Annotated in this window: 26 protein-coding genes; 15 read left to right on the top strand and 11 right to left on the bottom strand. The window is 67.1% G+C overall.

The annotated features are described in order from the left end of the window. Nucleotides 1–37 precede the first annotated feature (37 nt). Nucleotides 38–457, bottom strand: a complete 420-nt coding sequence (locus tag BMW87_RS15865; protein WP_093077343.1) for a group II truncated hemoglobin — start codon at nt 455–457, stop codon at nt 38–40. 27 nt (nt 458–484) lie between these two features. Then, nucleotides 485–1,681, bottom strand: a complete 1,197-nt coding sequence (gene fabV / locus BMW87_RS15870; RefSeq protein WP_093057972.1) for an enoyl-ACP reductase FabV — start codon at nt 1,679–1,681, stop codon at nt 485–487. A 188-nt stretch (nt 1,682–1,869) separates the two neighbouring features. Here fabV and BMW87_RS15875 point away from each other — a divergent pair, with 188 nt between their 5' ends. The 5 genes from BMW87_RS15875 (at nt 1,870) to BMW87_RS15895 (ending at nt 5,943) form a co-directional block, all read left to right on the top strand. Continuing rightward, the gene (locus BMW87_RS15875; RefSeq protein ID WP_093077344.1) at nt 1,870–2,697 is read left to right on the top strand and encodes an ABC transporter substrate-binding protein; all 828 of its coding nucleotides are present in this window, start codon (nt 1,870–1,872) and stop codon (nt 2,695–2,697) included. A gap of 88 nt (nt 2,698–2,785) precedes the next feature. Next, nucleotides 2,786–3,481: an amino acid ABC transporter permease gene (locus tag BMW87_RS15880; RefSeq protein ID WP_093077346.1), complete on the top strand. Its 696-nt coding sequence runs from the start codon at nt 2,786–2,788 to the stop codon at nt 3,479–3,481. A gap of 13 nt (nt 3,482–3,494) precedes the next feature. Beyond that, nucleotides 3,495–4,205 carry an amino acid ABC transporter permease gene (locus tag BMW87_RS15885; protein ID WP_093077347.1) on the top strand — a complete coding sequence of 237 codons (711 nt, stop codon included), beginning with the start codon at nt 3,495–3,497 and terminating at the stop codon, nt 4,203–4,205. Further along, nucleotides 4,202–4,945 carry an amino acid ABC transporter ATP-binding protein gene (locus BMW87_RS15890; protein WP_093077349.1) on the top strand — a complete coding sequence of 248 codons (744 nt, stop codon included), beginning with the start codon at nt 4,202–4,204 and terminating at the stop codon, nt 4,943–4,945. The genes BMW87_RS15885 and BMW87_RS15890 overlap by 4 nt, the downstream gene beginning before the upstream one ends. Further along, nucleotides 4,942–5,943, top strand: coding sequence for an isopenicillin N synthase family dioxygenase (locus BMW87_RS15895; protein WP_093077350.1), 1,002 nt, complete (start codon nt 4,942–4,944; stop codon nt 5,941–5,943). The genes BMW87_RS15890 and BMW87_RS15895 overlap by 4 nt, the downstream gene beginning before the upstream one ends. Here the strand turns inward: BMW87_RS15895 and BMW87_RS15900 are convergent. From BMW87_RS15900 to BMW87_RS15910, 3 genes are all read right to left on the bottom strand, one after another. Next, nucleotides 5,886–6,209: a hypothetical protein gene (locus BMW87_RS15900; RefSeq protein WP_093077352.1), complete on the bottom strand. Its 324-nt coding sequence runs from the start codon at nt 6,207–6,209 to the stop codon at nt 5,886–5,888. The two genes, BMW87_RS15895 and BMW87_RS15900, sit on opposite strands and share 58 nt — an antisense overlap. After that, nucleotides 6,206–6,892: an HAD family hydrolase gene (locus BMW87_RS15905; RefSeq protein ID WP_093077353.1), complete on the bottom strand. Its 687-nt coding sequence runs from the start codon at nt 6,890–6,892 to the stop codon at nt 6,206–6,208. The genes BMW87_RS15900 and BMW87_RS15905 overlap by 4 nt, the downstream gene beginning before the upstream one ends. Nucleotides 6,893–6,971: 79 nt before the next feature. Continuing rightward, nucleotides 6,972–8,312, bottom strand: a complete 1,341-nt coding sequence (locus BMW87_RS15910; RefSeq protein ID WP_093057978.1) for an MFS transporter — start codon at nt 8,310–8,312, stop codon at nt 6,972–6,974. A 179-nt stretch (nt 8,313–8,491) separates the two neighbouring features. Here BMW87_RS15910 and cyoA point away from each other — a divergent pair, with 179 nt between their 5' ends. Genes cyoA through BMW87_RS15950 form a run of 8 tightly spaced genes read left to right on the top strand, consistent with a single transcriptional unit; the run spans nt 8,492 to nt 16,005 of the window. Then, nucleotides 8,492–9,517 (top strand): ubiquinol oxidase subunit II, encoded by a 1,026-nt coding sequence (gene cyoA / locus BMW87_RS15915; protein ID WP_093077606.1) that lies wholly within the window; start codon nt 8,492–8,494, stop codon nt 9,515–9,517. A gap of 1 nt (nt 9,518) precedes the next feature. Then, nucleotides 9,519–11,522 carry a cytochrome o ubiquinol oxidase subunit I gene (cyoB, locus tag BMW87_RS15920; RefSeq protein ID WP_093057980.1) on the top strand — a complete coding sequence of 668 codons (2,004 nt, stop codon included), beginning with the start codon at nt 9,519–9,521 and terminating at the stop codon, nt 11,520–11,522. Further along, a complete protein-coding gene (gene cyoC, locus BMW87_RS15925) occupies nt 11,515–12,168 on the top strand; it encodes a cytochrome o ubiquinol oxidase subunit III (protein WP_093057981.1) in 654 nt (217 codons plus the stop codon). The genes cyoB and cyoC overlap by 8 nt, the downstream gene beginning before the upstream one ends. Then, nucleotides 12,165–12,563, top strand: a complete 399-nt coding sequence (gene cyoD, locus BMW87_RS15930; RefSeq protein ID WP_093057982.1) for a cytochrome o ubiquinol oxidase subunit IV — start codon at nt 12,165–12,167, stop codon at nt 12,561–12,563. The genes cyoC and cyoD overlap by 4 nt, the downstream gene beginning before the upstream one ends. Next, a complete protein-coding gene (locus BMW87_RS15935; RefSeq protein WP_093077355.1) occupies nt 12,563–13,360 on the top strand; it encodes an SURF1 family protein in 798 nt (265 codons plus the stop codon). The genes cyoD and BMW87_RS15935 overlap by 1 nt, the downstream gene beginning before the upstream one ends. Next, complete coding sequence (locus BMW87_RS15940) at nt 13,317–14,753, top strand: ATP-binding protein (RefSeq protein ID WP_177192784.1); 1,437 nt, start codon at nt 13,317–13,319, stop codon at nt 14,751–14,753. The genes BMW87_RS15935 and BMW87_RS15940 overlap by 44 nt, the downstream gene beginning before the upstream one ends. Next, nucleotides 14,734–15,279: a response regulator transcription factor gene (locus BMW87_RS15945; protein ID WP_093057984.1), complete on the top strand. Its 546-nt coding sequence runs from the start codon at nt 14,734–14,736 to the stop codon at nt 15,277–15,279. Before BMW87_RS15940 ends, BMW87_RS15945 begins: the two co-directional genes overlap by 20 nt. Nucleotides 15,280–15,315: 36 nt before the next feature. Continuing rightward, the gene (locus tag BMW87_RS15950) at nt 15,316–16,005 is read left to right on the top strand and encodes a PAQR family membrane homeostasis protein TrhA (protein WP_177142429.1); all 690 of its coding nucleotides are present in this window, start codon (nt 15,316–15,318) and stop codon (nt 16,003–16,005) included. A gap of 10 nt (nt 16,006–16,015) precedes the next feature. Here the strand turns inward: BMW87_RS15950 and BMW87_RS15955 are convergent, their stop codons facing one another. The 3 genes from BMW87_RS15955 to BMW87_RS15965 form a co-directional block, all read right to left on the bottom strand. Next, complete coding sequence (locus BMW87_RS15955; RefSeq protein WP_093057985.1) at nt 16,016–16,240, bottom strand: SlyX family protein; 225 nt, start codon at nt 16,238–16,240, stop codon at nt 16,016–16,018. 65 nt (nt 16,241–16,305) lie between these two features. Further along, nucleotides 16,306–17,202, bottom strand: a complete 897-nt coding sequence (locus BMW87_RS15960; RefSeq protein ID WP_093057986.1) for an SDR family oxidoreductase — start codon at nt 17,200–17,202, stop codon at nt 16,306–16,308. 45 nt (nt 17,203–17,247) lie between these two features. Beyond that, nucleotides 17,248–17,991 (bottom strand): SDR family oxidoreductase, encoded by a 744-nt coding sequence (locus BMW87_RS15965; RefSeq protein WP_093077356.1) that lies wholly within the window; start codon nt 17,989–17,991, stop codon nt 17,248–17,250. Between the two features lie 123 nt (nt 17,992–18,114). Here BMW87_RS15965 and BMW87_RS15970 point away from each other — a divergent pair, with 123 nt between their 5' ends. Continuing rightward, the gene (locus BMW87_RS15970) at nt 18,115–19,011 is read left to right on the top strand and encodes a LysR family transcriptional regulator (protein ID WP_093077358.1); all 897 of its coding nucleotides are present in this window, start codon (nt 18,115–18,117) and stop codon (nt 19,009–19,011) included. A gap of 7 nt (nt 19,012–19,018) precedes the next feature. On the opposite strand, the gene BMW87_RS15975 is transcribed toward BMW87_RS15970, so the two are convergent. Continuing rightward, nucleotides 19,019–20,530 (bottom strand): MFS transporter, encoded by a 1,512-nt coding sequence (locus tag BMW87_RS15975; protein WP_093077359.1) that lies wholly within the window; start codon nt 20,528–20,530, stop codon nt 19,019–19,021. 107 nt (nt 20,531–20,637) lie between these two features. Here BMW87_RS15975 and BMW87_RS15980 point away from each other — a divergent pair, with 107 nt between their 5' ends. Beyond that, nucleotides 20,638–21,564, top strand: a complete 927-nt coding sequence (locus tag BMW87_RS15980) for a LysR family transcriptional regulator (protein ID WP_093077361.1) — start codon at nt 20,638–20,640, stop codon at nt 21,562–21,564. Here the strand turns inward: BMW87_RS15980 and BMW87_RS15985 are convergent, their stop codons facing one another. Continuing rightward, complete coding sequence (locus tag BMW87_RS15985; protein ID WP_256216795.1) at nt 21,565–23,208, bottom strand: AAA family ATPase; 1,644 nt, start codon at nt 23,206–23,208, stop codon at nt 21,565–21,567. It lies immediately after the preceding gene. A gap of 93 nt (nt 23,209–23,301) precedes the next feature. Next, nucleotides 23,302–25,818, bottom strand: a complete 2,517-nt coding sequence (locus BMW87_RS15990) for an ABC transporter permease (RefSeq protein ID WP_093077362.1) — start codon at nt 25,816–25,818, stop codon at nt 23,302–23,304. Nucleotides 25,819–25,986 lie beyond the last annotated feature (168 nt).

The following is a 25,986-nucleotide window of genomic DNA, read 5'->3' on the forward strand; positions in this document are numbered from 1 at the left end:
GAGAAGCGTCTTTCGAAATCGTTGTGTGATCGGTCGGTCACTCGCCGCGGCTGCGCATCCAGTCGGCGGTCTTGAAGAAGGAGTCGCGCAGGCGCTCGCGCAAGTCTTCCGGCACGCCCGTCTCGCCCATGGCCTGGTCCATGCAGGCCAGCCACTGGTCGCGCTCCTTGATGCCGATGGTGTGGCCGCCGATGCTCTGCGGCAGGTGGCGCGCCCGCAGCATCGGATGGCCGAAGCGGTCGGTGTAGTGCTGCGGCCCGCCGAGCCAGCCGCACAGGAACCAGAACAGGCGCTGGCGCGCGTTGTCGAGGCTGGTGCCGTGCACTGCGCGCAGCTGCGCATAGGCGGGCTCGAGGTCCATCAGGTCGTAGAAGCGCTCGACCAGCGCCTCTACCTTCGGTTCGCCGCCGATCCAGTCGAACGGCGTGCCGGCGGGCGGCTTTTCTTGAATCTGCATGGGCGGGAGTATCCCTCCAGGCGCTTGCTAGAGCTGCACGAGGCCGGGAATGGCCACGTCGGGGTTCACGTCGGCCTCGTAGTCCACGCCCTCCACCGAGAAGCCGAAGAGGCGCAGGAACTCGGTCTTGTAGCCGGCGAAATCGGTGAGCTCGTCGAGGTTGTCGCCGGTCACCTGCGGCCAGAGCTCCAGCACGCGAGCCTGCACCTGCGGCGCCAGTTCCTTGTAGTCCGCGCGCAGGCGACCGTCCTCGTCGATGTGCGGTGTGCTGCCGTAGAGGCTTTCGGCAAAGAGCCCGTGCACCTGCTCGATGCAGCCCTCGTGCGTGCCCTGCGCCTTCATCACCTTGAACAGCAGCGACAGGTACAGCGGCATCATCGGAATGGCCGAACTGGCCTGCGTGACGACCGCCTTCAGCACCGACACGCGCGCATCGCCGCCCTTGGCGGCCAGCTGCGCGCGGATGCCCAGCACCTTCTGGTCGAGGTCCTTCTTGGCGGCGCCGATGGAGCCGTTCCAGTAGATGTCGTGCGTGATCTGCTCGCCCAGATAGGTAAAGGCGGTGGTCTTCGCGCCGTCGGCCAGCACGCCGGCCTGCTGCAGCGCGTCGATCCACATCTGCCAGTCTTCACCGCCCATCACGGCCACGGTGTTGTCGATTTCTTCCTGCGTCGCGGGTTCGAGCACCGTTTCCTTCACGGCTCCGCTGTCGGTGTCGAGGCCGCGCAGGTTCACCGACTTGCCGATGGGCTTGAGCACCGAGTTGAAGACCTGCCCGGTCTTCGGGTGCGTGCGTCGCGGCGCGGCCAGGCTGTAGACGACGAGGTCGACCTGGCCGAGGTCGGCGCGGATGGTGTCGATGACCTGCTGCTTCACCGCGTCGGAGAAGCCATCGCCGTTGATGCTCTTCGCGTAGTGGCCTTCGGCTGTCGCGGCGCGATGGAAAGCGGCGGTGTTGTACCAGCCGGGCGAGCCGGGCTTGGTTTCGCTGCCCGGGCGTTCGAAGAACACGCCGAGCGTGTCGGCGCCGCTGCCGAAAGCGGCGGTGATGCGCGCGGCCAGGCCGTAGCCGGTCGATGCGCCGATCACCAGCACCTTCTTCGGGCCGCCCGCGATGGGCCCCTGGGCCTTGACGTAGTCGATCTGCTGCCTGACGTTGGCTTCGCAGCCGGTGGGATGGGTCGTGACGCAGATGAAGCCACGTACGCGGGGTTTGATGATCATGAGGATCTCGCTGGATGAGAGATGCGGGAAGAAAACGGCGGGAGCGCGTTTTTGGCGCCGCGAATTTAACCCAGCCCGTAATAACCGCCTTCAGCTTGTCCATATGCATATGTCGATTGACGATTTAATAATCAGGGGTTTTATTGATATGGTTCGACCCTGAATTTCCTCTAGGAGAGAGACAACCTATGCGCCACACCCTGCTCGCCGCGGCCGTCGCCGCTTCCACCTTCCTGCTCGGCACCGTCGCCCACGCCGACCAGTTGGCCGACATCAAGAAAAAGGGCGAACTGGTCGTCGGCGTGCTCGGCACCGACGAGCCCGCGACCTTCGTCGATCCGAAGACGCGCCAGATCGTCGGCTACGAAGTCGACCTGGTGAACGCCATCGCCAAGAAGATCGGCGTGAAGCCGGTGCTCAAGCAGATCGCTGTGGCCGCGCGCATTCCGGAGCTGCAGCAGGGCCACGTTGACCTGGTGGCAGCCGGCCTCACGCACAACAAGGAGCGCGAGGCGCAGATCGACTTCTCTCTCACCACCTTCGTCACCGGCCAGAAGGCCATCGTGAAGAAGGACAGCGGCATCGCCGAAGTGCCGCAGCTCGCGGGCAAGAAGGTGCTGACCATCCGCGGCGGCACGCAGGAGCCCAACATCCGCAAGGCCGTGCCCAACGTCGAGGTCGTGACCTTCGACACGAGCCAGCAGGCCTTCCAGGCGCTGCAGCAGGGCAAGGGCGTGGGCTATGTGGACGACGAGGCCGCACTGCTGCGCAGCTACGCCAAGCTGGGCCCGCAGAAGGCGCAGTACGTGGTGCTCAAGCAGAACCTGAGCACCGAGGCGCTGGCCATCGGCATCAAGAAGGGCGAGACCGGCCTGAAGGCCGTGGTGGACGACACGCTGCGCGAGCTCGAGAAGTCGGGCGAAGCGCAGAAGATCTTCATCAAGTGGTACGGCCCGACGACGGCTTCTGGCTTCCAGACGCGCGACTTCAAGCTCGACTCCGACAAGATCGACTGAGCCCGCGTTTCTCCTTCCCCCGCCGGGGGAAGGCCGGGATGGGGGCACGCGGCCCCGGCCCTTCGCGGCGGTGATACTGTCGCCCCCCATGCCCCTGTTCGACTATTCCTTGCTGCTGACCGGCAAGTACCACGACATGCTCATCGCGGGCCTGCTGCTGTCGCTGCAGCTGCTCGTGGCCGCGCTGGTGCTGGCGCTGCCCATCGCACTGGTGGTGGCGCTCCTGCGGCTGTCGCCCTTCGCGCCGCTGCGCTGGCTCGGCTTTGCGTACGTGGAGTCGATCCGCAACATCCCGCTGCTCGCGCACATGCTGTTCTGGTACTTCGGCGCACCCGAGCTGCTGCCCGAGGGCATCAAGCAATGGCTCTACGCGGGGCATATCGAGGCCTACAGCGCGGTGATTGCGCTGGCGCTGTACACGGCGGCCTTCATGGCGGAAGACATCCGCAGCGGCATCCGCGCGATTCCCTCGGTGCAGTTCGAAGCCGGCCGCGCAATGGGCTTCAGCTACCTGGCCACCATGCGCCGCGTGGTGCTGCCGCAGGCGCTGCGCGTGACCATTCCGCCACTCATCTCGCAGACGCTGAGCCTCTGGAAGAACACTTCCATCGCCACCGTGATCGGCGTGGCCGAGCTGATGTACCAGGCAGGCCAGGTCGAGAGCGCGACCTTCCGCAGCTTCGAGTCTTTTGCGTTCGCGAGCGCGGCGTACCTGACGGTGTCGCTGGCCATCACCGGGCTGGCGACCTGGTACCACCACCGTTACCCGGTGCGGACCATCTGAGGGCGCCAACGCGATGTTGCAGATCATCAACGACTACTGGGTCTACTTCCTCATCGGGCAGTACCCCAACGGCCCGCTCGGCGGGCTGGTGCTCACGCTGCTGCTGGCCTCCTGCGGGCTGGTGCTCGCACTGCCGCTGGGCATCGTGCTCGGGCTGGCGCGCGTGAGCCCGTGGCGCTGGCTGCGCTGGCCGGTCACGGGCTTCGTGTTCGTGGTGCGCGGGCTGCCGCTGCTGATGGTGATCTTCTGGGCCTACTTCTTCCTGCCCAGCGTCACGGGCGTGAAGACCGACCAGTTCACCACCATGCTGATCGCGCTCGTGGTGTTCGATGCCGCCTACCTCGCCGAGATCGTGCGCGCCGGCATCCAGGGCCTGCCGCGCGGGCAGATGGAAACGGCCCGCGCACTGGGCCTGGGCTATGGCCGAGCAATGCGGCTCGTGGTGCTGCCGCAGGCGCTGCGCAGCATGCTGCCCTCGCTGGTGAACCAGTTCGTCTCGACCATCAAGGAAACCTCGCTGGGCTACATCATCGGGCTGGCCGAGGTGTCGTTCATCGCGACGCAGATCAACACGCAGGTGTTCACCAAGCCCGCGCAGATCTACCTGATATTGGGCGGGACGTATTTCATTCTCTGCTTCGGCCTGTCGCGCTTCGCCTACTGGCTGGAACGCCGGCTCGCGCGCCGCGGCATCTCTACAGCCGCCGCCAAGGTGTCCGCATGATCGAACTCGAAAAAGTCAACAAGTGGTACGGCAGCTACCACGCGCTGGTCGACATCAGCGAGACCATCCACAAGGGCGAAGTCGTCGTGGTGTGCGGGCCCTCGGGCTCGGGCAAGTCGACGCTGATCCGCACCTTCAACCGGCTGGAGCCGATTCAATCGGGCCACATCGTCGTCGACGGGCAGGACATCCATGCGCCGGGCCTGGACGTGAACGCCTTCCGCTCGCGCATCGGCTTCGTGTTCCAGCAGTTCAACCTGTTCCCGCATCTCACGGTGCTGCAGAACTGCACGATGGCGCCGATGCAGCTGCGCGGCCTCACGCGCAAGGAGGCCGACGAGCGCGCGATGGCGCTGCTGCACCGCGTGGGCCTGTCGAACAAGGCCAACGCATGGCCAAGCGAACTGTCGGGCGGCCAGCAGCAGCGCGTGGCAATTGCACGCGCGCTCGCGATGCAGCCGCCGCTGATGCTGTTCGACGAGCCCACCAGCGCGCTCGACCCCGAAATGGTCGGCGAGGTACTGCTGGTGATGCGCGACCTGACACGCGACGGCATGACGATGGTCTGCGTGACGCACGAAATGGGCTTCGCGCGCGAGGTGGCCGACCGCGTGCTGTTCATGGACGAAGGCAAGGTGCTGGAGCGCGCCACGCCCGACGACTTCTTCAACCGGCCACAGCATCCGCGTGCGCAGCAGTTCCTGTCCGACATCCGATCGCCTTTCGCGAGAGACGCATGACCGACACCACCCTCCCCCTCATCGACGTCGCGCCGCTCATTGCCGGCACACCCGGGCGCGACGCCGTCGCCGCACAGATCGGCGCCGCCTGCCGCGCCCACGGCTTCTTCTATGTGACGGGCCACGGCGTCGATGCGGCGCTGGTGAAGCGGCTCGAAGAGCTGAGCCACCGCTTCTTCGAGCTGCCCGAAGAAACCAAGATGCAGTGGCGCATGGCCCTCGGCGGACGCGCCTGGCGCGGCTTCTTCCCGCTCGGCGGCGAGCTGACTTCGGGCCGGCCCGACTGGAAGGAAGGCCTCTACCTCGGCACCGAACTGCCCCCCACGCACCCACTGGTGCAGGCGAAAACGCCAGTGCACGGGCCAAACCTGTTTCCCGACGTGCCGGGCTTTCGCGAGACCATCCTCGACTACATGGCGGCCGTCACGCAACTGGGTCACCGGCTGATGGAAGGCATCGCGCTGAGCCTCGGCCTGGACGCGGACTACTTCGCCGAACGCTACACGGCCGACCCGCTGATCCTGTTCCGCCTCTTCAACTATCCGACGCAGGCCGTGCCCGAAGGCCTCGACGTGCAGTGGGGCGTGGGCGAGCACACCGACTACGGGCTGCTCACGATCCTGCACCAGGACCAGATCGGCGGCCTCGCGGTGCACACGCCAGGTGGCTGGATCGACGCGCCGCCCGTGGCGGGCTCTTTCGTCTGCAACATCGGCGACATGCTCGACCGCATGACCGGCGGGCTCTACAAGTCGACGCCGCACCGGGTGAAGCGCAACACTTCAGGGCGCGACCGGCTGTCGTTTCCGCTGTTCTTCGATCCGAACTTCGAGGCGCGCGTGCAGCGCATCGAAGGCCTCGCAGGCGCCGAGGCGCGCGACGACAGCGCCGAGCGCTGGGACCGCGCCAACGTGCACGCCTTCAGCGGGCGCTATGGCGACTACCTGCTCGCGAAGGTGTCGAAGGTGTTCCCGCAGTTGCGCGACGAAGTGCTCTGAACAGCCGGCGAAGGCTCGTCGAGGAAGGCGTCTTCCCAGCGTTCGATCTCGGCATCGGGGTCGGAAATGGGTACGAGCTTGTCGCTGCGGCAATAAAAGGTCCAGCCCTCGAACAGCACGTCGTAGTACGTGCCGGGCAGGTAGCGCTCGCTCGGCGCCTCGTAGGGCAGTGAGACAACTTCCACGATCCGGCCCACCGCACGCTCCGTGAAGGGCGACGCCAGGCAGCTGTCGACCACATGGCAGAGCGTGCCGATCTTGATCATGAGAGCCTTGTCGCGGCCTCGGCAGGAAACCAGCGCGGCAGGTGCGGCACCGCTTCGTGCAGCGACTCGAGCACATGGAAGGCCCGCTCGATGATGGATGCGGGCGGGTGCTTGAGGTCGGGCACGACCACGACACGCATGCCCGCAGCGAGCGCCGCCTTGGCGCCGTTCTCGCTGTCCTCGAAGGCGATGCATTCCGCCGGGTCCACGCCCAGCCGTTCGGCCGCGAGCAGGTAGAGCGCCGGATCGGGCTTGGCGCGCGCAACCTCGTCGCCGCCCGCAAAAGCCGAGAAATGGTGCAGCACGCCCAGGCTGCCAAGGCAGGCCTGGATCTGCCCGCTGGTCGATGACGAGGCCACGGCGCAGCGCGTGCCACGTTCGCGCAGCGCGCTCAGGAATTCGGCCGCGCCGGGCTTGATGGGAAACAGCGGCGCACCGTCAGAGCGCTCCAGCTGCAGGCGCTGGCGGACATGAGCCACGGCGTGGTTGTAGGCATCCGCACCGCCCAGCAGCGCCGCGAGGATGTGTTCGGACTCGGTCATGGCCAGCCCGACGACCTGCAGGTACTGGCTGTGCGAAAGCTCGATGTCGAGCGTGCGGGCGGCCTCGATCCAGGCGGCCATGATGGGCCGCTCCGAATCGATCAGCAGCCCGTCCATGTCGAAGATTGCGGCGGCGAACATCGGGGCATCCTAATGAAAAAGGGGCCGAAACGGCCCCTTTTGAAAGAAACGGCGGCAGTTGGCTGCCTTGTGCAAGTCGTCAGTCCCGCGCCAGTGCCCGGTTCAGCCCCAGCGCGCCCAGCGTGGCGATGGCACCCGACAGCAGGTAGATGCTGACGTAGGCCAGACCGAAGTGGGCCGACAGGCCGAGGGCAACCAGTGGCGCGAACGCCGCACCGATCAGCCAGGCCAGGTCGGCCGTGAGTGCCGCGCCAACGTAGCGGTACTTGGGTGCGAAGTTCGAGGTCACGGCGCCGGCCGCCTGACCGTACGACAGGCCCAGGATCACGAAGCCCAGCAGGATGAAGATGTCCTGCCCGACGCGGCCGCCATCGAGCAGCGTGGGGGCGAAACCACTGAAAGCCGCGATCACGGCAGCCAGGCCGCCCAGCGTGAAGCGTCGGCCGATGCGGTCAGCCAGCAGGCCCGAGGCCACGATGCCGGCAGCGCCGAGCACCGCGCCGATCATCTGCACGATCAGGAATTCGGTGACCGACTGGTCGGAATACAGCGTGATCCACGACAGCGGGAACACCGTGATCAGGTGGAACAGCGCATAGCTGGCCAGCGCGGCGAAGGCGCCGATCAGCAGGTTGGCGCCCTGAGAGCGAACCAGTTCGCTCACGCTGGTGGGCTCCAGTTCACGCTCTTCGAGCAGGCGCGAGTATTCGTCGGTGGCCACCAGGCGCAGGCGGGCGAACAACGCCACCACGTTGATCGCGAAGGCCACGTAGAAGCTGTAGCGCCAGCCCCAGTCGAGGAAGTCCTCGGACGGCAGGCTCGAATACAGGTAAGCGAACAGCGCGCTGGCAATGAAGAAGCCGATGGGCGCACCCAGCTGGCCCAGCATGGCGTACCAGCCGCGGCGGTTGGCCGGGGCATTCAGTGCCAGCAGCGACGGCAGGCCGTCCCAGGAAGCGCCCAGCGCCAGGCCCTGGCCGAAACGGAACACCGACAGCAGCACGATCGCCGTGAAGCCCAGGCTCGCATAGCCCGGCAGGAAGGCGATGCCGGCGGTGGAGGTGCCCAGCACGAAAAGTGCCGACGTGAGCTTGGCCTCTCGCCCGAATCGTCGCTGGATGACCATCGAGATGACAGTTCCGAACGGACGCGCGATGAAGGCGAAGGAAAAGATCAGGAACGAATAGAGAACGCCCTCGAGGTGCTGCTCGAACGGAAAGAAGACCGCCGGGAACACCAGCACCGAGGCGATGCCGTAGACGAAGAAGTCGAAATATTCGGAGGCGCGGCCGATGATCACGCCGACCGCGATCTCGCCGGGGGCGATGTGCGAGTGGTCGTCGCCCTGCCGGGCGCCGCCGTGCTCGGGCGAGTTCGGCAGCGGCTGTGCGCCTTGCGGACTGATGCTGGACGTCGTCATTGCTTGCTGTAATTCAGGTGTCACGCCGGGGCGCGACACCATAAGACCATGGAGATCCCAGAGCGTCGCACCGAATCACATTTACCGCCATAGGACAAAACGTCCAATAGGCGAAACCCGTCTTCAGGCGTAGATTGTGGGGTCTTTTTGCGTCGCCCCTGCACCTCTTTTCCTTCGGCATGCACATCCTCAAGAACCTTCGCCGATCACTCCTGCTGCTTTCCGCCATGCTCCTGGCGGGCTGCAACACGGTGCTGATGAACCCATCCGGCGACATCGCCAATCAGCAGGGACGCCTCATCGTCGTCTCCACCGTGCTGATGCTGATCATCATCATCCCGGTGATCGCCCTGACCATCTTCTTTGCCTGGCGCTATCGCCAGTCCAACAAAGAGGCCACCTACAGCCCCGACTGGGACCACTCGACCCAGCTCGAACTGGCGATCTGGGCGGCGCCGCTGCTCATCATCATCGCGCTGGGCGCCATCACCTGGATCAGCACCCACACTCTCGACCCCTACCAGCCGCTGCGCCGCCTCGACGCCCAGCGCGCGATTCCGGCCGAAACCAAGCCGCTGGTGGTCGAAGTGGTGGCACTCGACTGGAAGTGGCTCTTCATCTACCCCGAGCAGGGCATCGCCACGGTGAACGAGCTGGCCGCCCCGGTGGACCGCCCGATCAGCTTCAAGATCACGGCCTCCTCGGTGATGAACTCGTTCTTCATCCCCGCGCTGGCCGGCCAGATCTACGCCATGCCGGGCATGGAAACCAAGCTGCACGCGGTGATCAACAAGCCGGGCGAGTTCGAAGGCTTCTCCGCCAACTACAGCGGCGCCGGCTTCTCGGGCATGCGCTTCAAATTCCACGGCCTGAGCAACGGCGACTTCGACCAGTGGGTCCAGAAGGTCAAGGCCGGCAAGGACGGCGAACTCACGCGCGATCTCTACAAGAAGCTCGAAGTGCCCAGCGAGCGCGAGCCCGTGCGCCACTACGCCGCCGTGGACCCTGCCCTGTACGACGCCATCCTCAACCTGTGCGTGGACCGCAACAAGATGTGCATGAAGGAAATGATGGCCATCGACGCCGACGGCGGCATGGGCAAGCCCGGCGCCTTCAACGTTGCCACCAAGCAAGCCTGGCAGGTCGATTCACTCGACACGCCCAAGCGCAAGTACGTCACCGCGATGTGCACCACCGAAGAATAAGATGTTGCAGAACCTAGACCTGACGAAGCTCGTCTTCGGCCGCCTCTCATGGGAGGCGATTCCCTTCCACGAACCGATCCTGCTCGCGACCTTTGCGGGCGTGGTGCTGGGCGGCATCGCCGTCCTCGGCGCACTGACCTACTTCAAGCTGTGGGGCATGCTGTGGCGCGACTGGATCACCAGCATCGACCACAAGAAGATCGGCATCATGTACATCATCCTGGGCCTGGTGATGCTGCTGCGCGGCTTCGCCGACGCGCTGATGATGCGGGCCCAGCAGGCGATGGCCTTCGGCGACAACGCCGGCTTCCTTCCGCCGCACCACTACGACCAGGTCTTCACCGCCCACGGCGTGATCATGATCTTCTTCGTGGCGATGCCGCTGGTCACGGGCCTCATGAACTTCGTGGTGCCGCTGCAGATCGGTGCGCGCGACGTGGCCTTCCCGTTCCTGAACAACTTCAGCTTCTGGATGACCACCTTCGGCGCCGGCCTCGTGATGGCGTCGCTGTTCGTCGGCGAATTCGCCAAGACCGGCTGGCTGGCCTACCCGCCGCTGTCGGGCATTCTCTTCAGCCCCGACGTGGGGGTCGACTACTACATATGGTCATTGCAGATAGCGGGGGTGGGCACATTGCTATCCGGCGTGAACTTGCTGGCGACCATCGTGAAGATGCGCGCGCCCGGCATGACGATGATGAAGATGCCCGTGTTCACCTGGACCGCGCTCTGCACCAACGTTCTGATCGTTGCAGCCTTCCCGGTGCTGACCGCCGTGCTGGCCCTGCTGTCGCTCGACCGCTACGTCGGCACCAACTTCTTCACGAACGACCTCGGCGGCAACGCCATGATGTACGTGAACCTGATCTGGATCTGGGGCCACCCCGAGGTGTACATCCTGATCCTGCCGGCCTTCGGCATCTTCTCGGAAGTGGTCTCCACCTTCTCCGGCAAGCGCCTCTTCGGCTACGCCTCGATGGTGTACGCCACGGTCGTGATCACCATCCTGTCGTACCTCGTCTGGCTGCACCACTTCTTCACCATGGGCTCCGGTGCCAGCGTGAACTCGTTCTTCGGCATCACGACGATGATCATCTCGATCCCGACTGGCGCGAAGATCTTCAACTGGCTCTTCACCATGTACCGCGGCCGCATCCGTTTCGAGCTGCCCATGATGTGGACCATCGGCTTCATGATCACCTTCGTGATCGGCGGCATGACCGGCGTGCTGCTGGCCGTTCCCCCGGCCGACTTCGTGCTGCACAACAGCCTGTTCCTGATCGCCCACTTCCACAACGTGATCATCGGCGGCGTGCTGTTCGGCATGCTGGCGGGCATCACCTACTGGTTCCCGAAGGCCTTCGGCTACAAGCTCGACCCGTTCTGGGGCAAGTGCTCGTTCTGGTTCTGGATCGTCGGCTTCTGGTTCGCCTTCATGCCGCTGTACATCCTGGGCCTGATGGGCGTCACCCGCCGCATGAACCACTTCCAGGACATGTCGCTGCAGATCTGGTTCCAGGTTGCCGCCTTCGGCGCCGTGCTGATCGCGCTGGGCATCGCCTCGTTCATCATCCAGCTGGTGGTGAGCTTCATTCGCCGCGAATCGCTGCGCGACACCACGGGCGACCCGTGGAACGGCCGCACGCTCGAATGGTCGACCTCGTCGCCCCCGCCGGCCTACAACTTCGCGTTCACGCCGCGCGTGCATGACAACGACGCCTGGTCCGACATGAAGGCCCGCGGCTACCAGCGTCCGCTGGAAGGCTTCAGCCCGATCCACATGCCCAAGAACACGGCTGCCGGCTTCATCATCGCGGCGCTGGCCGCGGTGGGCGGCTTCGCAATGATCTGGCAGATGTGGCTCGTGGCCGGCATCGGCTTCGTCGCCATGCTCGCCGCAGTGATCATCCACACGTTCAACTACAAGCGCGACTACCACATCCCCACGGAAGAAGTCGTCAGCACCGAAGACGCGCGCACGCGCCTGCTAGCTGCCCATGTCTAACACCACCGCTCTTTCCGCCGGCAGCGCCGGCCAAGCGTCGAACGCGCCCGCGTTCGAGGTCTTCAACGTCCGCAACGAAGACCACCACCCCGAGAACGGCACGCTGCTGGGCTTCTGGCTCTACCTGATGAGCGACTGCCTCATCTTCGCGTGCCTGTTCGCGGTGTACGGCGTGCTGGGCCGCAGCTACGCGGCCGGCCCCTCGGGCGCCGACCTGTTCGACCTGCCGCTGGTGGCAATCAACACCTCGCTGCTGCTGCTGTCGTCCATCACGTACGGCTTTGCCGTGCTCGAGATGCAGAAGCGCCGCATGGGCGCCGTGCTGGTCTGGCTGGCCATCACCGGCCTGCTGGGCGCGGGCTTCATCGGCCTGGAGCTGTACGAGTTCGCGCACCTGATCCACGAAGGCGCGGGCCCGCAGCGCAGCGCCTTCCTGTCGTCGTTCTTCGCACTGGTGGGCACCCACGGCCTGCACGTGACCTTCGGCATCGTCTGGCTCATCGTGCTGATGATCCAGTTGCCCAAGCACGGCTTCACCGCCGCCAACCGCCGCCGCCTGATGTGCCTGTCGATGTTCTGGCACTTTCTGGACGTGGTCTGGATCGGCGTCTTCACCTTCGTGTATCTGATGGGATCGCTGCAATGAGCGCGCACACCGAAACCGCCGGCCACGGCGCACATGGCCATGACAGCCACGACGATGGCCCGGTGAGCCACAGCACCTTCAAGGGCTACATGACCGGCTTCGTGCTGGCCGTGATCCTCACCGCCATTCCGTTCTGGCTCGTGATGGCCAAGGTCTTCGACAAGCCCAACACCACCGCCCTCGTCATCCTGGCCTTCGCCGTGGTGCAGATCGTGGTGCACATGGTGTACTTCCTGCACATGGACGCCAAGTCCGAAGGCGGCTGGAACATGCTGGCGCTGATCTTCACGCTCGTGCTCGTGGTCATCACGCTGGCCGGTTCGCTGTGGGTCATGTACCACATGAACACCAACATGATGCCGGCCTCGATGCACGACATGAAGAACATGCCCTGATGGCGGCAGCGGTCCGCCAGCGTTCCACCGCCGCGCGGGTGGCGCTGGCGGTCGGCGCAGCCCTCGCCTTTGCCGGCTTCTTCGCGCTCGGCACCTGGCAGGTCGAGCGCAGGGCCTGGAAGCTCGATCTCATCGCCCGCGTCGAACAGCGCGTGCATGCCCCGGCTGCCGCGGCCCCCGGGCGAAACGAATGGCCCACGGTCAACGCGGCCTACGACGAATACCGGCATGTCCGCCTTGCCGGCACTTTCCTCCACGACAAAGAGACGCTGGTGCAGGCCAGCACCAAGCTTGGCGCCGGCTTCTGGGTGCTGACCCCGCTGCGCAGCGGGGACGGCACCGTGGTGCTCGTCAATCGCGGCTTCGTGCCGCCTGAAGCACGCGAACGCCCGGCCCGCACCGCGCCAGAGCCGCAGGGCGAGACCACCGTGGCCGGCCTGCTGCGCCTCACCGAGCCCAAGGGCGGCTTCCTGCGCAAGAACGACGCAGCCGCCGATCGCTGGTTCTCGCGCGACGTGCAAGCCATTGCCGCGGCGCGCGGCCTGAACGACGTCGCGCCCTACTTCGTCGATGCCGAGGCCGCGCCCGCGCAGGCCACTGCCACCATCGACACTCCCGCATGGCCCGCCGCCGGCCTGACGGTCATCGCCTTTCCCAACAGCCACCTGGTTTATGCCCTTACGTGGTACGGCCTGGCCCTGATGGTGCTGGTCGCGGCCTGGTTCGTGCGGCGCAGCGACGAAAATGCGGCCCATGCCGAAGCCCGCCCCGCCCAAGATGCTCGCCGCGACGACTGACACCGCCGCGGTCGCGGGCGAACTGCACGCCCCCCGCGCCGGCGTCGCGAGCCTCGACAACGCCACCGGCCACCAGAACATGCAGCAGCTGATCCAGCTGCGCTGGTTCGCCGTGGTCGGGCAGGTCGTCACCATCCTGGTGGTGCACTACGGCTTCGCGATCCGGTTGCCCCTGGACCACATGCTGCAGGTGCTGACCTGCCTCGCGCTCTTCAACATGGTGAGCCTGCTGCGTTCGCGCAGCCACCGGCGCGTGACCAACGGCGAACTGTTCCTCGCGCTGCTGGTCGACGTGGCCACGCTCACGGCGCAGCTCTACCTGAGCGGCGGCGCGACCAACCCCTTCGTGTTTCTGTTCCTGCTGCAGGTGACGCTGGGGGCAGTGCTGCTGAAGCCCTGGTCGACCTGGACCATCGTGGTCATCACCAGCATCTGCTTCGCCGGGCTGGCGCTGTTCTCGCGTCCGCTCGCGCTGCCGCTGGACCACAACCGCGGCCTGTGGAGCCCCTACATCCAGGGCATGCTGGTGTGCTTCGCGCTGAACGCGGCGCTGCTCGTGATCTTCATCACCCGCATCGGCCGCAACCTGCGCGCGCGCGACGCCCGGCTGGCCGACCTGCGCCAGCGCGCCTCGGAAGAAGAACACATCGTGCGCATGGGCCTGCTGGCTTCGGGCGCGGCGCACGAGCTGGGCACGCCGCTGGCCACGCTGGCGGTGATCCTGGGCGACTGGCGCCGGCTGCCGCATTTCAGCTCCGACCCCGAGCTGCTGACCGAGGTGGCCGAGATGGAGCTGCAGATCCAGCGCTGCAAGAGCATCGTGAGCGGCATCCTGCTGTCGGCCGGCGAGGCGCGCGGCGAATCGTCGGAAGAAACCACGGTCAGCACCTTCCTCGACGACCTGATCGAAGAGTGGCGCACCACCCGCCCCGTGGAAGACTTCGAGTACGACAACCGCTTTGGCCGGGACCTGCCCATGGTCTCCGACTCGGCCCTCAAGCAGATGATCTGCAACGTGCTCGACAATGCGCTGGAGGCGTCGCCGCACTGGCTGCGCCTTGAGGCGGCGCACGACGCCGACGCGCTGACGATCACGGTCACGGACGCAGGCCCCGGCTTCCTGCCGGCCATCCTGAAGGAGTTCGGCAAACCCTATCAGTCGAGCAAGGGCCGCCCTGGCGGTGGGCTGGGGCTGTTCCTGGTCGTGAACGTGGCGCGCACTGTCGGCGGCCGCGTCGCGGCGGCAAACCGGCCCGAGGGCGGCGCCATCGTGAAGATCACACTGCCGCTCGCGGCCATCGTGCTGGAAGAAGAAGAGGCGGAAGAGGACGACGAAAAGGTCCTCGACGGCGAGACCATCGAAGTGGAAGGCAATGACCGAAACCGAAGCTGAGCGCCAGTTGCTGATCGTCGAGGACGACGACGCCTTCGCGCGCGCGCTCGGCCGCTCCTTCGAGCGCCGCGGCTATGCCGTGACGCAGGCAGGCAACCTCGCGGAAGTCGACGCCCTGCTGGCCACCGCGTCGCCCGGCTACGCGGTGGTCGACCTGAAGCTCAACGGCGAGGCCTCAGGCCTTGCCGCCGTGCAGATGCTGCACCGGCACAACCCCAAGATGCTGATCGTGGTGCTGACGGGCTTCGCCAGCATCGCCACCGCCGTGGAAGCCATCAAGCTCGGCGCCTGCCACTACCTGGCCAAGCCGTCGAACACCGACGACATCGAGGCCGCCTTCGGCCGCGCCGCCGGCACCACAGAGGTCGAGCTGACCAACCGCTCGACCTCGATCAAGACGCTCGAATGGGAGCGCATCCACGAGACGCTGGCCGAAACCGGCTTCAACATCTCGGAGACCGCGCGCAGGCTCGGCATGCACCGGCGTACGCTGGCGCGCAAGCTGGGCAAGCAGCAGGTCAAGTAGGCAACCACTACATCCCTCCATCTGCATGAGGTTCCGATGACGACAGCTCCCTCCCAGACGCAACCCTCGCAGCGCACCTCCGTGCTGGCAGCCCGCGACCAGACGGCGATGGAAGAACTCTTCAATGCCCTGAGCCACGGCCTGGGCCTGGCGCTGGCCATCGCCGCGCTGCCCATCCTGGTCTACAACGCGGTGCAGAAGGGGCAGGCCGCGGGCGTGGTCGGCGCCTGTCTTTTCGCGGGCACGGCCATCGTGCTGTACCTGATCTCCACGCTGTACCACGCACTGCCCATGGGCCGGGCCAAGGCCTGGTTCAACCGGCTGGACCACGCGGCCATCTACCTTTTCATCGCGGGCAGCTACATGCCCTTTCTCTTCGGCGTGCTGCGCGGGCCGCTGGGGTGGACGCTGTTCGGCGCCATCTGCGCGGCGGCCGTGCTGGGCGTGAGCGCCAAGCTGTTCAACCGGCTGCAGCATCCGCTGTGGTCGACCGGACTCTATGTGGCGATGGGGTGGATGGCGCTGATGGCTGCGGTGCCGCTGTACGAGCGCATGTCACCGGCAGGGCTGGGTTGGCTCGTGGCCGGTGGGCTCTTCTATACGGCGGGCGCCGTGGTGTTCCTGTTCGACAACAAGGTGCGCTTCGCGCATTCGGTGTGGCACCTGTTCGTGCTGGCGGGCAGCACCTGCCATTTCTTCGCCGTGCTCTGGCACTCGCACGGCTGATCTTCCTGACTCAGTAATGCGGCGGTAGCTCGTCGCGCGGGTTGCGCGCGGCGCCGTCCTGCATCGCGTTCTGGCTCTGCTCCTTCAGTTGCGTGACCTGCAGGATCAGCCGGTCGATCTGCTGCTGCTGGCGGTAGATCGTCATGTTCAGCTGGTCGAGCAGGTCTTCGGCGTAGCTCGACTTGATCTCGAGCTCGGTCACGCGTTCCGCGAGGTCGTGGGGTGGGTTTTCCATGCCGCTATTGGACAGGAAGACCGACCCACCTTTTATGACGCCTCCCTTAGCCTCCTCTTGGCCTCTTAGCGCCGTACCTTCGCTTCGAGCAGATCGCCCATGCCGATGCGCTTCGCGAACTCGATGCGCACACGCTCCGACACCTCGAACACCTCCGTCGCACCGTCGCCCACGAAGTCGATCAGCGAGCGCATCGGCCGTGTGCCGGCGGGCAGGCCCACGATGCGCACGATCTCGTCGGCCACGGCCTGCGGGTCGGCGTTGTCGGGCGTCAGCGCCGAGAGGCGTTCGCCGATCTGGTCCATCACGCCGTCGTAGCGGCTGTAGGCGGCGGCGGTCGCGGCATCGGCCGGCTTGCCCGCGCTCGGGAAGTGGTCGGTGCCCCTGGTGAAGGCGCCCGGCACGACGATGGAAGTCTCGATGCCGAAGCGCGCGATCTCGTAGGCCAGCGTGACGGCCAGCGAATCCATCGCCGCCTTGGCCGCGCCATAAGGGCCCATGAACGGCGGAAAGCCGCCCTTGGTGGTAGTGCTGCTGATCCACAGCATCAGCCCCGACTCCTGCCTGCGCAGGTACGGCAGCACCGCGCGGTTCACGCGCTGCGCGCCGAGCACGTTGGTGTCGAACACCTTCACGATCTCCTCGGGCGTGAAGGCCTCGGTCGGACCGACCACGAGGTGGCCGGCGTTCTGCATCACCACGTCGAGGTGGCCCTGCTCGCGCACGATGGTCGCGGCGGCGGCATCGGCCGAGTCCTGCGAGAGCACGTCGAGTTCGAGTGGGTGCAGCTGAATGTTCTTCGCCGCAGCGAGCGAGCGCAGTTCGGCGGCGCGGCCGGCATTGCGGCCCGCGATGTCGCGCATCGACGCGTAGACGACGTGGCCGGCTTCGGCCAGCGATTGCGCGCTGAGCTTGCCAATGCCGGTGCCAGCACCGGTGACCAGGATGATCTGCTTTTGCATGAGGTTTCTCCGTATGGGTTGGGTTGATCCGAGAAAGCGAATGCCTCAGGCCACGCCGCCGTTGGCGCGCAGGACCTGCCCGTTGACCCAGCCCGCATCCGGACCGGCAAGGAAGGCCACCACCGAAGCGATGTCCTCGGGCTGGCCGAGGCGCTGCAGCGGCGGCATCTTCGCGAAGGTCTGGATCTGTTCTTCGGTCTTGCCGTCGAGGAACAGCGAGGTGGCGATCGGGCCCGGCGCCACGGCGTTCACCGTGATGTTTCGGCCGCGCAGCTCCTTGGCGAAGACGTGCGTGAAGGCCTCGACCGCCGCCTTGGTGGCGTTGTAGATCGCATAGCCGGGCATGTTCAGCGCGAGCGTGGTGCTCGAGAAGTTGACGACGCGCCCGCCCTCGTTGAGGCGCGCGGCGGCTTCGCGCAGCGTGTTGAAAGTGCCGCGCACGTTGATGTCGAAGGTCTGGTCGTAGAGCGCGTCCGTGTGCTCGGCCAGCGGCACGGTCTTGAGCACGCCGGCGTTGTTGACCAGCACGTCGACCTTGCCGAGCTGCGCCTCGACGGCGTTGAACATGGCGCGCACTTCGCCGGCGCTGGCCACGTCGGCCTTGACCGCGAAAGCCTTGCCGCCAGCGGCCTGCAGTTCGGCGACGAGGGCGTCGGCCTGCGCCGGACTCGACGCGTAGTTGACGGCGACCGCGAAACCATCCTTGGCGAGCCGCCGCGCAATGGCGGCGCCGATGCCGCGCGATGCGCCGGTGACGAGGGCGACGTTGGAGTTGGAGGGCTTGTTCATGGCTGTTTCCTTTGCAGTAGTGGGTTGGTGAGACGAATGATCGATCGTTCCCATCCAAAGATAATCAGCCTCAAATCGCCATTACCATTCCATTTACTTCAACAATAGATCCGGAGCCCAGCCATGGACCGCTTCCAGGAAATGCTGGCCTTCGTGCGCATCGCCGAGCGCCAGAGCTTCACGCAGGCGTCCGAAGACCTGCAGATTCCGCGCGCCACCGTCACCACCCTGATCAAGCGCGTGGAGCAGCGCCTGGGCACCCGGCTGCTGGAGCGCACCACCCGCACCGTGCGCCTCACGCAGGACGGCGAGGCCTACTACCGCCGCTGCGTGCGGCTGCTGGCCGACGTGGAAGAGGCCGAGGGCCTGTTCCGCGACGAGGCGCCCAAGGGCCTGCTGCGCGTGAACCTGCAGGGCACGCTGGCGCGGCATTTCGTGGTGCCCGCGCTGCCGGCGTTCCTGGCGCGATATCCCGACCTGGAACTGCACATCGGCGAGGACGACCGGCTGGTGGACCTGGTACGCGAAGGCGTCGACTGCGTCCTGCGCGCGGGCACGCTGCAAGATTCATCGATGGTCGGGCGGCGCGTGGCGCTGCTGCCGCAGGTCACGGTCGCGAGCCCGGCCTACCTGGCGCAGCACGGCGAGCCCGAGAGCGTGGAAGCGCTGTCGGTGCACCGCGCCATCCACTACATCTCCAGCGCCACGGGCAAGGCGGTGCCGCTCGAATTCACGGTCGATGGGCGGGTGACCACCGTGCAGCTCGGCGGCATCGTCTCGGTGACGGGCGCCGACCTGTACACCGGCTCGGCCGTCGCGGGCCTGGGGCTGGTGCAGGTGCCGCGCTATCGCGTGGCCAGCGAACTTGCAGACGGGCGACTGAAGGTGCTGCTGCCCGGCTTCGCGCCACCGCCGATGCCGGTTTCGGTGCTCTATGCGCAGAACCGGCAGCTGTCGTCGCGGGTGCGAGTGTTCACGCAATGGCTGCGCGACATCTTCGAAGCGGCAGCGCAAACCTGAGCAGGTCTCAACAGGCCGTCGACTCCAGCGCCACGGCACCAGCCTCAGCGTGTGTCTCGCCACGCAGGAACGCAAACACCACCATCGCCGTCACCACCGTCACGCCTGCCAGCACGCACAGCAGCGTGCCGAACGCCGCGCCGTAGGCATGCAGCAGCGCCGCGCGGTCCATGCCGGGCAGCAGGGCCAGCGCCTGCGACATGTTCCCGGTGGTCACCCGCTGCGCCGCCTGCGATGCGGCGGCGGCATGCCCCAGTTGCGCCGTCACAAGTGCCGTCAGTCCGGCCCCCACCAGCGCCAGCGCAATCCCCTCCCCCGCGACCCGCACGGTGTTGAAGATGCCCGACGCCATGCCCGCCCGCTCGCGCGGCACCACACTCACGGCCAACCCGTCCATCAGGCCCCAGGGCAGGCCGATGCCGGCGCCGATCAACAACAGCGGCCACACGATGTCGTGCAGCGGCGTGCCCGGCGCGCAGCGGCTGAGCCAGAACAGCCCCGCCGCGCACACCAGCAGCCCCACGGCCGAAATCACGCCCGCCGAGAACCGGTGCGCAAGCGATGCCGCCAGCGTCGGCACGATGAGAATCGGCCCCGAGAGCGCGAACATGAAAGTCCCCGCCTCGATCGCGCTGCGCCCTTCGAGCCCGATGAAGCGGATCGGCAGCAGCACCAGCAGCACGACGAAGCCATAGGCCGGCGCGGCAGCCAGCAGTTGCACGCCCACGAAGCGCGGAAAACGGAACAGCGACAGATCGAGCATGGGATGCGCCACGCGCCGCTCGATGGCGATGAAAGCCGTGCCCATCAGCGCCGCGCCCGCCAGCGCGCAAAGCACCCACGGGCTGCCCCAGCCGCTGTCGGGCGCCTGCAGTACGCCGAGCGTCAGCAGGCTCAGCGCGGCGGTGAAAGTCGCCGTGCCCGGCATGTCGAGCCCCATGGCATCCGGATTGCGCGACTCGCGCATGCTCGGCGCGGCGATGCACAGCGCCACGAGGCTGACCGCGCCGGGGCTCAGCATCACCGCCTGCCAGCCGAAGCTCTCGGCAAGCCAGCCCGAGAGGATGGAGCCGCACGACAGCCCCACGCCGAACGAAGTGCCGATCAGGCTGAAGGCCCGCGTGCGCGCTGCGCCGTCGAACACCTGCGCCAGCGCGGCCGTGCCCGCCGCGAAGGCCGCGGCCGAGCCCAGCCCCTGCAGGGCCCGCGCCAGATCGAAGGCGACGATGCCCGGGGCCAGCGTCAGCAGCGAGCTGCTCAGCGCCACCACCGCGAGCCCCAGCAGGAACACGCGCTTGCGCCCATAGGCATCGGCCAGCGCCCCGGCCGCCATCAGCGTGGCGCCGAAGCTCAGCATGAAGGCGTTGGTCACCCAGTTGAGCTGCACCGGGCTGCCGCCCAGCGCATCGCGGATCGCGGGCAGCACCACCGCCGGGCCGGTGAAGCTCAGCGGCATGCCCAGCGCTGCCAGGCAGACGGCGGCCAGCAGCCAGTTCTTGTTGGGGGAAGACGTGGACATCGAAGGCTTTCACGCAGGAGAAAGGAAGCCACAGAAGATAGAAAGGAATCAATGGAATGAAAATGGCGCCATTGATCCTCACACTCCCAACCCAGGGTTGTTAATCCATGGACAGCTTCAGCGGACTCGAATCCTTCGTGCGTGCGGCCGACCAGCTGAGCTTTGCCAAGGCCGGCCGGCAGCTGGGCATCTCGGCGTCGGCGGTGGGCAAGAACGTCGCACGGCTCGAGCAGCAGCTCGGCGTGCGCCTCTTCAACCGCACCACGCGCCACACGCGGCTGACGCAGGAAGGCGCGCTCTTCCACGAGCGCTGCCGCCGCATCCTCGACGAGCTGGACGATGCGCGCGCCATGATGCAAGACGCCATCGCCGCCCCGCGCGGCCGGCTGCGCGTGAGCCTGCCGACCATCGGCTACCGCTTCCTGCTGCCGATCCTGCCGGACTTCAAGGCGCGCTACCCCGAGATCGAGCTCGACCTCGACTTCAACGACCGGCTGGTCGACGTGATCGCCGAGGGGGTCGACGTGGCAATTCGCAGCGGCGACCTGGTCGATTCGCAACTGGTGGCGCGGCGGCTCGGCCCGTTCCAGTTCGTGCTGGTGGCGTCACCGGCTTATCTCGAACGCCACGGCGTGCCGCAGGTGCCGGCCGACCTGATACAGCACGCCTGCCTGCGCTACAAGTTCGTGACCGGCGGCAAGGTCGAGGAATGGGACCTGCCCGGGCTGCCCGCGCAACTGCCGCCCGGCCTGCTGTGCAACAACATGGAAGCCATGCTGGGCGCGGCCGTGGCCGGACTCGGCGTGGCCTACATGCCCGACTTCCTGGCGCGCGATTCGCTGTACCGAGGCGAGCTTCAGCGCGTGCTGGCCACGCACCTCGTGCGGCAGGGGCAGTTCTCGGCGCTGTGGCCGTCGAGCCGGCAGTTGTCGCCGAAGGTGCGGGCGTTTGTGGACTTTGCGGGGGAGCGGATGTTCAAGGAGGGCGACGAAGTCCCGCCCACCCCGGTCACGAGGCAGGCCACGCGCGGATGATCAGCCCGGTTCCACCTGCTCGGCGACCGCCTCGGCAGGCGCGACCATCGGCACGGGAGTCGAAGCCACGGTGACGGGTGGCACCGCGACCGGGGCAGCGACCGGTGCGGCGACAGGCTCAACGACTGCGGCAACGGGCGCCACTTCGGCAGGCGCGGCCACGGCGGCAGGCATCACCTCCGCGGGCTTGGCCGCCCTGACAGGCTTCACGCCCTCTGCAGTCACCGTTTTCACAGCCACCGGCTCGCTCCCAAGCCGGCTCAGTGCCAGTGCAGCCTTCAGCGGGAACAGCGTGCGCTCGTCGCCCTCCGCAGCATTGCTCACAGTGGTGCCGCTGGTCTCGCCGAGGCTGGCCGTGCGCACCGAGTCGAGCCGATGCGCAGGCACCATGAACGGCGAGTGCGTGGTGTAGATGATCTGGTTGCCGAAGTCTTTCTCGAAGTGCGCCAACAGGTCGGCCTGCGAGTGCGGGTGCAGGTGCAGCCCGGGTTCGTCCAGCAGCAGCACCGCGTCTTCCGCACGCCCGCCCTTCGTGTCAGCAAAGAACGCGATGTAGAACGAGAAGAACCACTGGAAGCCGCGGCTGCGCTCGTCGAGGTTCACTTCGACCTCGTAGGCGCCGTTCGGGTCGGACACCAGCGTGTCGAGGTACTGGCCGTCGAGGTTGAAGCGCACTTTCAGCGGACGATCTTTCCAGAGGCGGCGGATCTCTGCCGTCACCACCGAGCCGGCACGGTTGACGAGCTGGTTGCGCGTGGCCTGGTCGTTCTTCTCGAGCAGGTCGTGCAGCTTCTGCGGATCGAGCCCCGCGACCTTGCACAGCTTGCCGAAGCTCTGCTGCTCGGGCGTGAGCTGGCCCCAGCCCTGGCGCCCCAGGTATTCGGCGATGTTCTGGCGGCCGGGCAGTGCCGGGTATTCGTCGACATAGACGAAGCGCGGCAGCTTCCCGATCACCCAGGCCTGCGCGCGGGCGAGCGCGGGCGTGTCGTTGGAGATGGACAGGGCCATGTCTTCCAGCTCGGCCAGCATCTGCTCCTGCTTGTCGCTGAGTTCGGCGCCCGCCACGGCCAGCGCCTTGCGCAGGGCCTGCGCCGCCTTCACCGCGCCGGCCGACCACTTGATGTAGTCGGGGCTCATGATCATCGCGGCGTCGAAGGTGTCGGTCTCCTGCTCGAGCGTGGCCTTCGCTTCCTCGGCGACCTTTTCGGCGGCGGCCTTCACGGCCGGCACGATCTTGCGGACCTTGCCCTTGATGTCGCTCACGTCGAGCGACAGCGCCGTGAGCCCTTCGAGCCCGGCCTGGCGCGCCGTGCCATAGCCGCGGGCCGCGGTAACGTGGCGCACGCCTGCCGCGCGCGGCAGGATCGCCGCCAGCTCTGCCTGCTCGCTCTCGTCCAGGCTCCAGCGTGTGAAGACAACAGGGGTGTCACCAGTGCACTCTTCCAGGCGCCGGTGGCGGGGAAAGTCCTTGATGGGGCTGAGTTCGGCCAGGCCCTCTGCGGGGTTCAGGCTGTGGAGTGCGCGCAGCAGGTTCGATTTGCCGCTGTCATTTCGACCGAGGATCGCCGTGATCTGTGTGGAGTCGATGAGGCCGCTGTCGTTGATCGAGCGAAAGTTGGTGATCTGGAATGACGCCAAGCGCATGTAGAAAGATTCTTCCGAGTGAATTGAATACGGGGTCGGGGAATGTATTGCATTCCACGACCCCGTTCGGCTCGACCCCGAAGAAAAAGATGGCTACTCGGCAGCGCGCCGCAGCGTGTCGACCACCGGGCGGCGCAGCACGTCGCGCAGGCCCCACCATCCCGCGCCCAGTGCCAGCACCGCGCCGGCCAGCGCGCCGGCCACTGGCACGATCGGCGAGGCAGTCCAGGTGAACTCGAACACAAAGCGCGCCAGGGCCCAGCCGATCACCGAAGCCACGATGCTCGCGAGAAAGCCCGCAAGCAGCCCGACGCCCACGAGCTCGGCGCGCTGCACCTGCCGCAGCAGGCCGGCGCGCGCGCCCACCGCGCGCATCACTGCGAATTCGCGCGCCCGCTCCTCGCGCGTGGCCGTCACCGCCGCGAACAGCACCACCAGCCCGGCCGCGAGCGTGAAGCCGAACAGGAACTCGACCGCGCGGATCACCTGGTCGAGCACGCGCTGCACCTGGTTGATGGTGGCGCTCATGTCGACGTTGGTCACGTTCGGGTAGCTGCGTACCAGTGCGTTGTCGAAGCCCCGGGTCTCGGGCGCGCGGAAGGCGCCCATGTAGGTGGTAGGCACGTCGGCCAGCGAGGCCACCGTGTACATCACGAAGAAATTGGCGTGCATCGAGCCCCAGTCGACCTTGCGCAGCGAGGTGATGCGAGCCTCGTTCTGCATGCCGCCGATGTCGAAGCGCAGCATGTCGCCGAGCTTGAGGCCCAGCGTCTCGGCCAGGCCCTCTTCCACGCTCACCTCGCCCGTCGCATCGGGCGTCCACTTGCCCGAGGTGATGGTGTTGTGCGCGGGCGCATCCACGCTGTTGCTCAAGTTGAACTCGCGGTCCACCAGGCGCTTGGCGCGGTCTTCGGCGTAGTCGTCGGGCGTCACGGGCTTGTCGTTGATGGCGATCAGGCGGCCACGGATCATCGGGTACCAGTCGAACTTGCCCACGCCCGCGTCGCGCAGCGACTTCTGGAAAGCGTCGCTCTGGTCGGGCATGACGTTGATGACGAAGCGGTTCGGCGCATCGGGCGGCGTGGCCTGGCGCCAGCTCGCGACGAGGTCGGTGCGCAGCAGCACCAGCAGCACCAGCGCCAGCAGGCCGACCGACAGCGCGCTGACCTGCACCACCGCGTACGCCGGCCGCGCCGAAATCTGCCGCGTGGCCAGCACCAGCCAGCGCGGCGCCGTCGTTTCGTTGACGCTGCGTCGCAGCACCTTCACCGCCAGCCAGCTCAGCAGCGCGAACACCGCCACCGCACCCGCGAAGCCGCCGACCGCGATCAGCCCCAGCTTGATGTCGCTGCTCGCCGCCATCAGCAGCGCCGCGAAGCCCGCCACGCCAACGCCCAGCACCGCGAGCGATGCCGGCTTGAGCCCGCCCACGTCGCGCCGGATCACGCGCAGCGGCGGCACTCGGGCCAGCTGCAGCACAGGCGGCAGGCCGAAGGCGAACAGCAGCGTGAGCCCCATGCCGAGCCCGAAGGCGACGGGCCACAAGGTGGCCGCGGGCAGCGCGGTTTCGACCAGCCCCGCCAGCAGCAGCACGAACACGTAGTGCACCGCGAAGCCGATCGCCACGCCCAGCCCGCTGGCCACGATGCCGATCACCGCGAACTCGAAGGAATAGGCCACGGCGATGGTGCGCTGGCTCTGGCCCAGCACCCGCAGCATCGCGCAGTCGTCGAGGTGGCTGGCCGCGAAGCCGCGCGCGGCCAGCGCCACCGCCACGGCCGACAGCAGCGCCGCGAGCAGCGCGACCAGGCTCAGGAATTTCTCGGCGCGGTCCAGCGTCTGGCGCATCTCGGGGCGGCCGCCCTCGAAGGAATCGAGCCGCACGCCGCGCAGCTCGCCCTTCTTGATGGTGGCGTCGGCCCAGTCGCTGAAGCGTTTCACTGCCGCGTCGCTGCCCGCCACCGCGTAGCGATAGCCGACGCGGCTGGCGGGCTGCACGAGCCCGGTGCGCGGCACGTCGGCCTGGTTGAGCATCACGCGCGGAGAAAAGCTCATGAAGCCGGCGCCACGGTCGGGCTCCAGCGTGATGACGCGGCCGACGCGCAGGCCGGTGTCGCCCAGCAGCATCGTGTCGCCGACCTTGAGCGCGAGCGAGTCGAGCAGCGAGGCATCGACCCACACCTCGCCCGGCGGCGGGATGTCGCGCGTGACGGCGCCCGGCCCGTCGATGGTGGTGGAGGTCTGCAGGTTGCCGCGCAGTGGGTAACCAGCGGCCACGGCCTTCAGCGCCACCAGCTTGCTGGCGCCACCCTGCGCGTCCCCGGCTCGCGCCATGGTCGGAAAGCCGTAGGTGCCGCTGCCTTCCAGGCCCAGCGATTTCGCCTGCGCCACGAAGGCCTCGGGCGTCAGGTTGTCGCTGACGATCACCGCGTCGCCGCCCAGCAGCTGGCGCGCGTCGCGCTTGAGCCCGCCCTGCAGGCGGTCGGCGAAGAAGCCGACAGCCGTGAGCGCGGCCACGGCCAGCACCACGGCAACGATCAACAGGCGCAGTTCGCCGGCGCGCAGGTCGCGCCAGAGCGTGCGCCAACCCAGGCGGAGGGAGGCATTCATGGCGCGAACGATAGCCGACGGTCGGGGGCACGGCTGGATTCAAGGGTTATTGCGCCCTTTCGGCCCTTGATCCCGACAGGATGCTGTCGCATGATGCGACAAACGTATCCCGTTTGTCGCAAACCGGGCACTCCCGGAGAGCGAAAAACGAGGCCATAAAAACAGCCC

This window comes from Variovorax sp. OV084 (assembly GCF_900111625.1).
In the GTDB taxonomy this organism is placed as follows: domain Bacteria; phylum Pseudomonadota; class Gammaproteobacteria; order Burkholderiales; family Burkholderiaceae_C; genus Variovorax.